Origin of the sequence: Chamaesiphon polymorphus CCALA 037 (assembly GCF_003003845.1) — a bacterium.
Taxonomy (GTDB): Bacteria; Cyanobacteriota; Cyanobacteriia; order Cyanobacteriales; family Chamaesiphonaceae; genus Chamaesiphon; species Chamaesiphon polymorphus.
The window spans coordinates 1-13,414 of record NZ_PVWO01000112.1; the positions used below are offsets into that span (position 1 = coordinate 1).

A 13,414-nucleotide genomic window follows, 5' to 3' on the forward strand; every position below is an offset into this window, starting at 1 on the left:
AAAACTAATTACTCCGACTTTTTTCATTACCAATCAATTTTTGAAAGACTATTCTCCTACTTTTTCAGCAAGCCCTATCTAGTTCTTACGTTCTAAAAATAGCGGTACCACTAAGCTAAATCTAGATCCAGCAAGCATTCTAGCAATTTTAGTTCCTATGGATACTCTTATAGACACCTTAAACCCCACCCCACCTAAGCCTCTAACCCACTCTGAACAAAGATTTGAGGGCTTTTGCCTCTTTGTTTTTAGTAGATTAAACCAAAAGTCTAGATGGGGAGAGAAGCAAGACAAACATCCCTTTTATAAGATCTATTAGTAAGGGTGTGACATTTAGGCATTTGGGGCAATTAGCAAGCAACTTCTGTCACGCCTCCCCGCTCGATAGATTTATTAGCAGTAATGTGACATTTAGCCAGATCGCGCTCGAACCACCGCTCGAAGATCTCATCACGTCCATCATCAAAGTCGCGCTCGACTCCAGCATAGCGACGGACGCGCGTACCACCTTCACGTACCTGGTCGATGTAAGTTAAACGCAAATCGACCAGTCCTAACAGTCTTTGGGCGGTCTGGATCGGGTTGGATTCGGCAGAGATCGATAAACCTAGTGCATTCTTAATTGCCCCGCTATACCGCTGCACCCACTCGTGCCAATCAGTAAGGGTTTGGGCGGTAAATACCTTGTCCTCACCGAAAAATTGTTTGATGTTCAGGGCATCTAGTATTTGCAGTTTGCCAGACATACACGAGCGATTGATATCCATCGGCAATGCCCGATCCTCGTGAGCGATCGATTGGAGGCGTTCGCGGTCTTTGGTGGCGGCAAACTCTCGCCCGATTGTCAGGTAGTAATGCAGGCGGATTTTAGGATACCAGCCACTATCGTCCTTAACGATTAAATCATCTGTTATCTCATCTGTGCCGTAACGCTCGACCAGCTTGCCTTTAGCCAGTGCTAGACGCTCGGCTTTGGTCTTGCCCCGCTGTTTCTTGAGTCTTTTCATCTCCACCTCATCCGGTGTGGGGGTGTCGCGAATCTCCTGGCGTTGTTGTGTGTAATTCGCGTCGCGAACCTCATCCAAGCACTCGTCCCAATTTTCTTGATGGCGATCTGGGGCAGATTCGATTATCTCGTAACCTTCACGCTCCAATTTAGCGGTGATGTTGAGCTTATAATTGCGAAATTCCGCGTTAGTTTTCGCCGCATAATTCGCCCAAGTGAAGACGTGGCAAGCTTCCATCTCGTCCATTTGAAGGGCTGAATCCTGCTGGCTGAGTGCGGCAAGGTTAAACTTAGCCACCTGTTTTTGACTGGCGATCAGTTGTCGGGGGTTACTGCTGCCGTTACCGATCCAGCCGATCCCGCCCGTAGTAATCGCCATGTGTCGAGGGACATCAGACCGCACCCGCTCGATCGTTTGGGATACTGCATCGACTGTTTGCACGCCGTTGGCGAGACAGTAAACAGCATCGAAATGATTGCCCTCGATCGACACTCCTGTCTCGATTACACTGGTAGCGATGACAACTTGATATCGACGGAGATCTCCCAGCCGATTGACGATTCCGTAGGCTGGATGCTCTTTGTCCGCGACAGTATCGGAATCGCAGCAAAGCATTGATACGCCTGGGCAAGTTTGCCCAATTGCCGTCTCCAGGTTTTGAGCTGCCCATTTAGACTTAACATCCTTAGCCGAGCAATGCAGGATGATATTTTTGCCTGCATTAATATCGGTAATTACGGCTGCTAATAGATCTGCTGGCGATTTATGGACAGTTAACGTCCGTTTGCCTGCAACGGGTTTGTAGTCGTTAATTGCCAACCACAACGGCATCCCACCTGTCAGTTTTTGGACGTACTCGATCGTGTTGGCGGACAAGTCAGCATCGCTTAAAAAGACCGTCCCACCCGTCTCAGCGATCGTTTGGAGCAATAGCCCAAAATTAGCCAGGATCTCGGCTCGTTTGCTAGAGCAGGTGTTTGAGTTGAGTAAATGCCAAATTACCTGTTCGGCTTCGTCAATCACCACTGCTGCACCCTCCCACACTTTAGGGTCGAACTTGATTTGGGAGTTAGCATGTAAGCTGTCAACGCACAACGAGAAACCTAACAATTGCCCATGCTGCCATACTTCGCTCACATGGGGGATACCCAACCGATCGGCAAGAGCTTGGGCGAGTTGGACGCGGTGGGTCAAGATCAGTACGCCGCGCCCGTCGTTGATATACTGCTCGACTTGATGTGCCAGCCACTCGGTTTTACCTGTGCCTTTGGCAGATTTGACCCCAACGATCTTACCTTCCAGTTTGTCCGGTCTGACCGTTGCATCGACCCAGCGGCTATTAATCCTTACCGCCTCATACCGATCCAGGCTAAAATTGCCCTGGAGCCGCCAAGTGTCTAAGGATAGACGTTCGGCATAAGTCCCATCGAGTACGGCAGCTCCCTCATGGTAAATCAGGTCGTCTACGCCTTTATGTGCGTGAGTCCAAGCCATCACCGATACTTTACAGCCAGACCGCTCTAGCAACCGTCCGGTTTTATCGATTGCTGTACGGACAGCGGCGATCGTGTTCGGGTTGGTATCCAGATCGAACGCAAACACCAACTCCCGCTCTGGCTGTGTGAATGCCTTGAGTTGGGGGATGAGGTAAGGTTGGCACGATTCGCCCTCACGTTGGGCGCGATAGCCGCCATAAATCCCTGGCAACCCGATCGCACAATATCCCGCCGATAACAATGCAGCGGCTTTTTTAGCCCCCTCTGTGGGCACGATCGACACCGCTGGAGTGTCTTTGACCCACTGCCAAAAATCCCGATCTTCGGCTTGAGGGCTGACGGTTACAGGCATCCGTGCCAAGTATTTAGCCTCTAAACCGTTTGTAGCCGCGATTTTGAGTCCGATCTCCCAAGTTACCCGCAAAGCAAACAACTCTGTCGGTTGCCCGTGGGGATGTTCGTATTTAATCGTTTTGCGCTTGATGTCATCGATACGCGGGTTATACGGCTTGAGACAGCCCCACTCGCTAGGCTGCATGGTGAGCGGATCGATACCGCGACACCGCCAGCCGCCCGTTGCAAATTGTTGGTAGATCCGTAAATGCCCATCGATCAATCGCCCATCGTTGCGGCGTTTGGCGTTGCGGACGATAAATGCGAATGCTTCGGTTTGACCGACCTCACTAAAATTTAGTGCTGCTATTTGGGGGTCGATTGCGCTCTGTTGTAACTCGGACTGTAATTTTTGTTGTGTCATTTGGCGATCTTCTAGATCGCTCTACCCTTTGTCCCGTTTACTCTCTGATTGAAATGGCTGAGAAAGAGAGTAAAAACGTTGCATGTCCACCCATACGGGGGTACACTAGTAGTGCCGTCTAAAGCAATACTAGTTACGTGTAATTCCGCCCTTTTTGAAGGCGGCGGTTGGGAGTTGAGCGGTGGCTCCTGTAAATTACGGTTATTCACCCTAGCGAGTTCTCCCTATCAAGGCGAGGATTTTCTGCTGTTTGGGCTACTGCTTATATTATTCCCTTTTTTGCGCCTCAAACATCCTATTTTTCCGGTAGTAGCATAAATTTAATTAAATCGTCATATTCCACGACATAAGCAATGCTAGTAGTACGCACCTTTAAAACTCTAGCTCGACCAAATTCGATCCATTGCTCTGGCGCATTAGTAGCAGCGATCTTAGCTCCTTGTGCGAGCACGATCGCCTTAATAATCGGTGCGTTACGCTCGCTATAGCTATTACCCATTAACGGATGTCTATCTTTCCTCAAATCGAGTAATGTATTTAATTGCTCGATTGTCTTGGTTAAATGATTGTATCTTTTGGGATTCTTACCTTTTTTTGTCACAAAGAAATCCTGAAGATTTTCATTCCACTTAATCGAAGCATCTTCACTAGATCTCACCATCAAAGCAAAAATTCTTCGGTCTGGCATCCTCACAAATAAATCGATAATCGCACTATTGGTTTTAACTCTTGGTACGATCGTCACATTTTCATCGCCAAATTCTTCCAATATCGTTTTAGCAACTAGGTACAATCGACGCACTCTCCAGAGATAGTCTGATTGAGTCAATATACCCGATAGAGCGACACCACCCAATGACAGGGCAGGGTTAATGACTGAGAATAGTCCGAGCATCGAACTGGCAACAGTACCACCAAGAATAATTTTCGCCAGTAAATCTGATTCCTGTTTTAACCGCTCTACTGCTTCTTTGTTTTGAAGGTATTCATCTTTTTTGCCAGTATAAAGCGACAGGATATCTACATCTGTATCTATAAAATTTTCATTAATTATTTCACTCATGATTATTTGACAAAAACATCAATTCTTAAATACTGATTGCAAATCTAAACTGAAACCAGACAGCACATCTTCACCGCTTAACACAGTCGGAGCTTCCAACACCTCAACATCCCGCCCCAAACGGTAAATCTCGACCTGTTGCTTTTGTGGGTCTATCAGCCAGCCCAGGCGCACTCCGTTGTCTCGATACTCCTCCATCTTTTCTCGCAGCTTGGGCATTCTATCTGTATCAGAGCGTAGCTCGATGACAAAATCGGGGACTACTTCAGGAAACTTAACGCCAGCAGGGATATTTGCTAGTTTGGATTTCTCAATCCATGTCACATCGGGAGATCGAACGGCTCCATTTGGGAGGGTAAAGCCGCCAGACGAATCAAAAGCTCGACCGATCTTAGTTTGGCGATTCCATGTCCAAACCTCCCCAAATAAATCTCCGTTTTTCTCCGAACTTTCCCAACCTGCTGGTGCCATTACAATCAATTCTCCATTTGCCATTAGCTCCAGTCGCAGCTCTGGGTTATCAAGACACAGCTTCTCGAACTCTTCATGGGTGATGCGAAGAGTAATGCTATGAATGTCTAGTAAGAATGGTTTAGTTTCTAATGATTGCATCTTTACTTTCTTCCCGTCTCTTTATCGCTCCTGGCATCTCAATTATATATGGCACTACCGAGCCGTGTTTGGGACAATCCCGTTCGGTCTGACTCGGCGAGGGGCGAGCGGAATTCGACCAATCTGGCAAATCAGGTACCGATAAATACGATTATCGGAACTTGAAATCTCACAGTAAAATCGGCTCGAATCCAATTCAGACAAGGGATTGAAGGGATAGATGGTAGTAGTTATGGTGGATTTGACTAGATCGACGACGTAGATCGCATGGGTAGATATTTAGTCAGAGTTTGCCCTTTCACGAGCGCGGCATCGAGATTCGTAGTCAGAACAAAGGTTTTGGGATGCGGGCAGTACCACCCTACAGAACTTATTTAGTATCTAAATCTCTAACTCTTCCATAACGAACGCCAAGTATCGATTTGGTCGGGATTGAATTTCTCGAAGATTGGTTCGATTTTATCTAAGTCTTGCTCGATCGATCTTTTTCCTGTTTCTTCATCGATGGCAATATAGTAAGCTCCTTCTTGATAACACTGCGCGATCGTCACAATTAGGCTGGTGACACATTCGGCATAGATTACTGGCTCTTTGCCTGGGAATTGACAGTAAACGGGGGAAATCATTCTTTCCTCATTGTCGCAGAGGACATAATAGATTTCTTGTCGATCGCCATGAAATAGTCGAATGAAGTAGGATTGACATTCAAAAGTATAATTTTGAATAGCTTGCTCTATGGGATAAAAATATAAACCAGGAGCAATTTGATAGCTCCCATCATAACCTAAGCATAGACTCTGCAACTCTTGAGATAATTTAAAAGGAAAGCTGTTGAAAAAACATTCAAATTCAAATGTTTTTTTAGTTACTAGCTGTTCACTTACATCTGGATTAAGATAATGATAAAAATCATCATGATAAAAGAATAGCCAGTCGGCAATCTTGCTAATTGAATTGAAGATTAGTGCATGATAATTCAACCAATATTGATGTTCTCGATCTGGCACTTCTTCACGGAATTTTTTATAACCAATATTGCATATTAAAACACAAGCAATATCTTCATTAAATTCTATTTTTTGTTCTGACAATATCCATGATGATTGCCAATCATTAGGATGAATTTTCCCGTACTTATCTGAAATAATGATGCCGTGATTACAATAAATTTGATGGCCATCTATAAATTTAATTGCTGCTTTACCCTCGGCATGGGTTAGTAATTGTCTGTCTAAATACAATTCTATTGGTCGTTCTATGATTATACAAGTATTCTCGAATGCCACTATATAAGGACATTCTTCACATAGAGATTTCCACGTATTCCAAATTTCCATGTTGCATTCATTACTAATCGAATTGACATGTAAATCGTAATACCAAGGGTTGGTATATCTAAACTCAAATAGATAGATCTGAAAAAAAGTATTCTCATCAAAAAATGGTGGATTATTATTTATTAAAGTAGAATTATAGTAGATACACTCACACAAATGTTGAAATAATTCTGACCGATCGAGGTGACAATACTTACTTTCACCATGAGGCTTTTTGAAATATAATTCATCAGTTCGATCCCAAATACTTTTTCTCAATTTATCTTTTAAACACGATCTTAGGAAGATATATTTAGATAAATCTAGCGTTCCAAGCATACCAGTATTGACATACGGACTAGGAAGAAAAATTAATTCTGGAATTGGTAAATTGAGTATAGTATATGCAGACTCAACTGCTGCTTTAGCTCTGTCTTTGTCTATTAAATGAGTTGAAAATAAAATTTTCTCCCATTTTTTGATATAAGACTCGGCTAAATTCACTTCTTTGTCATTAATAAAATTGATAAGGTCGTCCATATAAATACTATATATCGATCGAGCAATATTTTATTTGTATGAGATTAAGCAAGACTGAAAATTAATAAACTATTCCTCCATCTGACTTTCTCCAAAAAGATTGAGGTAGTTTGCTAGGAATCGAAACAATTCCATACCATTTTTTATCAGGATCTCCCGCAATGATACCTAAGTTTTTGAGAGGAATATTCATTAAAGAGCCTTGAACAGGTGCTTCTAGACGACGAACTAATCTGAGTGATACTATCGATGGATAATTTGTGGGGCCACCTTGTTCTGTCTTGAAAAATGGATATTCATCACAATTTCCTTCATCACGAAATCCAGGATAACTATTTATTCTGCTAAAATTTCTGCGTGCCGTTGTATTGCATTCAGGTGTTAAGGTATACCATACAGTTTTTGGTAATTGCTGAAATGCTAACATAGCTGGTCTTCCAGAACGAATGGCATCTTTGACATGTTCTGATGTTGTAACTATAGATTTAATACCCCCACTCTCAGCCGTCATTCCATAGAAAACAATAGGAAATTTTGTATTGTTCTCTTCAGATTCCTCTGTAGTAGTCATCTCCTTGAGAATATAAGCAGCTAAAGCTAATAATACTAGTGTTCCTATTTTAGCTCCAGTACCGCTACCACCAAGAGTTCCACCAGCCGCAATAGCGCGACTTAAAGCACTACCGACAAAATTAAAAATTGCATTGTTATAAGCTGCCATTTGTGCATCTAAAGCAGACGAATCAGCTAATGTTCCTGCTAATGAAAACATCCCACTAGGATCGGTATTATTAATCGGATTACCATGCACGTAACCGTACTTATTCAACGACAACGGTTCCTCTAACATCCCCTCAAAAGGATCTCTCCCCGTAAACCTCCCCTGACTCGGATTATAATACCGCGCTCGTAAATAATACTCCCCTAAATTCTTGTCAAACTGCTCTCCAGTATAAAGATAATTATTTACCGTCGTACCGCTCGAACTAAGCGTATTCCCATACGCATCATAGATATAAGAGTCGGTAATATTCCCACCAATATCCGTCAAGAACCGCGTACTTCCCAACCCATCTGCATGATAGAAAGACTTAACCCCACCCCGTTCCTGTGAAATTAAACCTAACCCATAGGTATACTCAGCAGTCGGCACTCCACTAGCATCATACTCCATCAACACCGTCGCATGAGGACGATTCCGATCGACTAAATACCGTGTCTCCACTCCATTAGTCTTACTACTCACCCTCACCCCATTAGGATCGTACTGATAGTTAGTAGTACTCGCATCAGTCACCGACTGAATCAAACGGTTTTCGATATCCCAAGTATTGGTTGTCAGACTAGTTCCATCCCCACGAGTGAGATTATTCCCATTCAGATCGTAGGTAGAAGTAGTAATCTTACTCCCATTCGTTTCAGTTAATAACCTGTCGTTATTATCGTAAACATAAGTAGTCACCCCAGCCACCGAATCAGTCTTACTAACTCGATTTCCAATTGGGTCATACACATAACCCGTAGTCCGATTACCGTTAGTACTATCAGTAATCTGTTCCGTTAATAACCTATCGAGCTTATCGTAACTATAACCAACCTTCCGTCCACTATTCTCTAGTAGTTCAACCCGTTTACCCCCAGCATCGAGAGTATAGGTATAACTAGCAATTACCCCATTCGCATTACTCGTTTCCTGATTAATCAGACGATTGAGTAAGTCATAATTGCGCGTCTCTACCGTCCCATCAGCCATCTGAATCTTCGTCCGATTCCCCGCTTTATCGTAAGTGTAAGTCGTCACGCCACCATTTTTGTCGGTGACTGTTGTCAGCTCGTTATAGCGATTGTAGCCATAAGTAGTCGTTCCAGCTATTGTAGTAATACTCGTCCGATTGCTGGCTTTATCGTAAGTATATTGGAGCGTTTGACCGTCAGTTTCGGTTTGTTTAATTAACCGATCTCGTTGGTCATAATTGTAGCTGGTAGTGCCTCTGGTATCGAGTGTACTGCTCAGTTGACCATTCAGGGTATAGGCGTAAGTAACGCTGTTATTCGCGCCTAGCTGCTTAGTTTTGAGCCGATTCATCGCATCGTAGCTATAGGAGATCGTCCGACCATTAAAATCGGTAGAACTAGTAATATTACCAATCGCATCATAACTGGTAGTCGAGCGTTGTCCGAGCGGGATAATCGTCGCAGTCCGACGATTTAGTGCGTCGTATTCATAGCTGGTGATGTGAAGATTAGCATCTTTAATACTGGTGAGATTGCCAATGATATCGTAACTATAACTAGTCCGCTGTCCGAGTGCGTCGATAACGGCGGTATTACGATTGCGTTCGTCATACTCATAACTAGTGCTGTTACCCATTTGGTTAGTTTGGGATACAACTTGACTGAGCTTGTCATAGGTGATGCTAGTTTGCGTCCCATCGGCGTAACGGGTGTTAGTTAAGCGATCGAGGATGTCATATGTATAATAAGTAGTGTTACTTAACGGATCGGTTTCAGTAAGTTTATTTCCGGCGTTATCGTAGGTGTAGGTTTTGCGCCGACAGAGACAGTCGCTACGGGATTCGATTAATTGTCCGGCGATGTCGTATTCATACTCTTCCCGATTGCCATTTTCGTCGATAGTGGCGATAACTCGACCGAGTTCGTCGTATTCTGTTTGAGTACGGGGATTATCGGTAAGATCGTTTGGAGTATCATCGGCATAGATAGTTGATGTCAACCGATTGAGTTTATCGAATTCATAGTAAGTAATCCGTCCTAATTGGTCGGTCGAACTATCACGATTACCAATGACATTATAGGTATTAGAAATGCGGGTACCATCGGCAAATTCAGTGGCAACAAACCGACTCAGATTGTCATAAATATATTTGGTAGTTTGACCGAGAGCGTTAGTTTCAGTCAGTCTTCTACCAGTGGTGCTATAAGTATAAGTCGATTTATTACCCAGAGCATCTTTCATCCAAGTAGCCCTTCCAGCAGCATCATATTGATACTCGCTAAATCGACCCAATTCATCAAATGATTTCACGACTCGACCGACTTTATCATACTCGGCTTTCGATCGAGGATTATCGGTGAGATCGTTAGGAGTAGCATCGGGGAGAATAGTTTCGACTACTCGACCTAATTTATCATAGATAGTCTGGGTGGTACGTCCTAAAGCATCGGTGGTAGCTATTTCGCGATTGAGTGCGTCGTAGGTAGTAGAAGTGGAACTACCATCGGCTAGAATAGTTTTAATTAAGTTACCGCGCTCGTCATACTGGTATTCAGTGCGACGATTATTCATGCTTTCTTGAATGATGGCTGTTTGTCGTCCGAGTGCATCGTATTCATACCGAACGATTCGTCCTAAAGCATCGGTGTTCGAGGTAACTTTACCGCTATTATCGTAAGTCCATTTTTTCTCACTATATACGGTAGCAACACCATTTTTGAGGACTGTTTCAACTTCACTTAAGAGCTTGCCATCGGCATTATATGTGTAATTAGTGGTGTGTCCGGTGGGGTCGATTTTACTAGTTACTCTTCCAAACCTGTCGTAGACAAAGTTATTTGCTTGTCCTTTATCGTCGATGATGGAGGTGATTTGACCGGAACCATCAAAGACACTTGTGGTTCGTCCGATCGCATTAATCGTAGCAGTTTGATTGCCTCTAGCGTCATATTCATACTTAGTAGTTTGACCCAGAGCATTAACTTTTTGGGTGACGAATCCAAATTGATTATAAGTATAGCGAGTGGTGTTGCCTAAACCATCTGTTTCGGTGAGTCGATTGCGGTTGGAATCATAGGTATAGGATCTGGTGCTACCTTCAGCATCAGTCTCAGACAACATATTAGTATCATCATCGTAAGTCCGACGAATAATCCCACCATTAGCATCCACCTCAGTAATAACATTACCCCTGACGTCATACTCAAAAGTAGTAGCATTACCCAAAGCATCCTCAACAGTCTGAATCGAATTTAACGGAGCGTAGACAAACTCCACCCCATTCCCACTGCTATTCGCCGTCTTCTTCAGCCGTCCCTGCTCATCATACTCAGTCTTAACCGCCGCCCGATAGAACCTATACAAATCCAGACAAGCTAGATTGATGTCTACTTCCTACTTCAACGGGGGCATCGGAGCGGCTATCCCTCTGTAGGCTTCCAGGCGCAAGCTGCACCCAGTATAAAAATTAAGCTAATATAAGAGCTTGATTTCTCAAGTTAATGGCAGCGTTGAGATCGCGGTCGATACTTGCATTGCACTGTTGACAGTTAAAAACACGTTCTTTGAGCGACATATCTTGAATATGTCCACAGCCAGAGCAAGTTTTAGAGCTTGGAAAAAACCGATTTACGGTAATCAATTCGCTACCATATAACTCACATTTATAAGTTAGCTGGCGACGAAATTCGTACATACCTAAATCTGCAATTGATTTAGCCAAGCAATGATTAGCCATTAATCCCGATACATTCAAATCTTCAATCACCACTTGGCTGTGGCTTTTAGCCAAATGGGTTGTCAATTTATTGAGCGTATCTTTACGGATGTTTGCAGTTCTCGCATGTTGTTTAGCTACCTTCATATTCGCTTTGTGGCGATTCTTTGAACCTTTAACTTTGCGACTAGCCGCCTTTTGAAGTCTAGCCAATCTAGCTTGAGATTTGCGATACGGCTGCGGATTTGGAAAGGTTTCACCAGTACTCAGGGTGGCTAGAGTTTTAATTCCCAAGTCCACACCAACAGCCGTCAACATTTTGACAGTTGGATTTGGCTCGATTTCATAGCTGAAAGCTACAAACCAACGATCGGCTGTTCGACTAACGACCGCTGTTTTAGGTGCCAATCCTTGAGGTAATCGCTCGTAAGTCTTCAAAATTCCTAGTTTTGGTAGTTGAATCGAACGATGTTTGATTTTAATAGTCCCTTGCAATGTGAAAGAATCATGCTGTCCTTTCTTTTTGAATCTGGGAAAACCTACCCTTCGACCATTTGCCATCTTTTTGCGAAAGAAGTCAGAGAATGCTGAAGATAAATGTCTAAGTGCATATTGGGGACTAGTTTTTGATACTTCATAATACCAAGGGTTTTCAGCTTTTACCCACTTAACTAAAAATTTATGCAAATCGATAGCTGAGGGAAATCTCAACTTATCATCAGGATTTTCTCGATTGTAGTTGAGGATCTTCTGACATAAATCTAAGCCCCAGTTCCAAGCATGACGGGCAACGCCAGCGTGTTTAGCTAGTTGAGTTCGTTCTCGATTATTTAGCTTTAGTTCGGTCTTGAAACTAATCCGCATAATTATTTTGCCACCTGATCGGTTCTTCAATTATTTTCTTGTCAGGGCGAGAATCCTCGCCCCATCAGGTTTAGATGTCGAAGTGTTTAGTCGTGTGGATAAATAACGCGGTGGCGATATCTTTAACCTGCGGTGGATTCAGTTCGACGGTTGTAGGCATATTCGCAGCGGTGTTTAGTCGGGTAAGGTTCAAGGGTCGCCCCTATCCCCTCCCCTAAGAACCGTGCATGAGACTTTCGCACTCACACGGCTCAAGCCTTACTTCAAGCGAGTTAACTTGGTTTTTGAGTGTTCCTGTTGATGACACGATGCGTGTAAATGCTGTAGGTTTTCTAGGTCGTCTAGTCCGCCTTGAGCGACAGGTACTATATGATGGATATCCAGTTCTTCACCGTTGACTAGGGATTCGCCACATATTGGACATTTCCAATTTTGGTTTTGAGCGATTTTATAGTTCCGCGAATTGCGTTCAAATCTACTCTTTCCATTGTTTTTGGTGCGTTTTTCCCAGTAATCTTTTAGTGACGGGTCGTCTGGTGATGCGTTACCTTTAACTTTTGTGTGGCGTTCGATTGGTTCGTAGTCAATGGCATATAAGGTAAGAAGCTTTTCGCCACCGCGCCGATCGTCAGTTGAACATGCAAATGTCCAACTAACACCCTTTATAGTTTTGAAGTATTGCTTCTTAATCCATCTTCTTCCTTTGTTGGGATGTCTACGTTTAGCCCAACTCCAAAGATATTTCCATACTCTGTTAGAGATATAAGAAAAGGCTTTCTTGCTAACTTGACCTTTGTAATAGTTAGCAAAACCTCGGAGAATTGGATTGAGCTTTCTTATGACTACCTCTTGTTCATACCCATTTAAATCCTTTATTATCCCCCCTATTCTTTTGCAGAATTCTAGGACTTTCTGTTTAGATGGTTTGATGAGAATTGTGTCATTGTAATGACGGTGGTTGAATCCGAGAAAGTCAAAGCCATCTTCCATTGATGTGATTTTCGTTTTCTCCGTGCTGAGTTCAAGACCTCTTTCTGATAACCATTGTTGTATCTGTATTTGGGCTTTCTCTAGACTTCCTTTGTCTTTAGCCGTGACAATAAAATCATCAGCGTATCTAACCACACTTACTGGATAAGATATATCTTTCCATTTTGGGTGTATTATCTGATTGGTGGTTTTAATGAATGTTTCTAAACCATGCAATCCGATATTGGCTAATAGAGGTGATAATGGAGTAGGAACAAAGCGCACCTCTAAACCTTACGGTTTATGTGTTTCTTCATTCCTCTCCCCAAACCGGACGTG

7 protein-coding genes are annotated in these 13,414 nt (G+C 43.3%); all 7 read right to left on the bottom strand.

Annotated elements, in window-relative coordinates:
- Positions 1-350: 350 nt before the first annotated feature.
- The 7 genes from C7B77_RS10985 to C7B77_RS11015 all read right to left on the bottom strand — a co-directional run bounded on the left by C7B77_RS10985 (position 351) and on the right by C7B77_RS11015 (position 13,360).
- Complete coding sequence (locus C7B77_RS10985) at positions 351-3,260, bottom strand: plasmid replication protein, CyRepA1 family (protein ID WP_106304110.1); 2,910 nt, start codon at positions 3,258-3,260, stop codon at positions 351-353.
- A 295-nt stretch (positions 3,261-3,555) separates the two neighbouring features.
- The gene (locus tag C7B77_RS10990; protein WP_106304113.1) at positions 3,556-4,323 is read right to left on the bottom strand and encodes a hypothetical protein; all 768 of its coding nucleotides are present in this window, start codon (positions 4,321-4,323) and stop codon (positions 3,556-3,558) included.
- 18 nt (positions 4,324-4,341) lie between these two features.
- Positions 4,342-4,935, bottom strand: coding sequence for a Uma2 family endonuclease (locus C7B77_RS10995; protein WP_106304116.1), 594 nt, complete (start codon positions 4,933-4,935; stop codon positions 4,342-4,344).
- A 389-nt stretch (positions 4,936-5,324) separates the two neighbouring features.
- The gene (locus tag C7B77_RS11000; RefSeq protein ID WP_146138266.1) at positions 5,325-6,590 is read right to left on the bottom strand and encodes a hypothetical protein; all 1,266 of its coding nucleotides are present in this window, start codon (positions 6,588-6,590) and stop codon (positions 5,325-5,327) included.
- A gap of 262 nt (positions 6,591-6,852) precedes the next feature.
- Positions 6,853-10,890, bottom strand: a complete 4,038-nt coding sequence (locus tag C7B77_RS11005) for an RHS repeat-associated core domain-containing protein (RefSeq protein WP_146138267.1) — start codon at positions 10,888-10,890, stop codon at positions 6,853-6,855.
- A 103-nt stretch (positions 10,891-10,993) separates the two neighbouring features.
- Positions 10,994-12,106, bottom strand: coding sequence for an RNA-guided endonuclease InsQ/TnpB family protein (locus C7B77_RS11010; RefSeq protein WP_106304125.1), 1,113 nt, complete (start codon positions 12,104-12,106; stop codon positions 10,994-10,996).
- Between the two features lie 258 nt (positions 12,107-12,364).
- Positions 12,365-13,360: a group II intron reverse transcriptase gene (locus tag C7B77_RS11015; RefSeq protein ID WP_106304128.1), complete on the bottom strand. Its 996-nt coding sequence runs from the start codon at positions 13,358-13,360 to the stop codon at positions 12,365-12,367.
- Between the last annotated feature and the right edge of the window lie 54 nt (positions 13,361-13,414).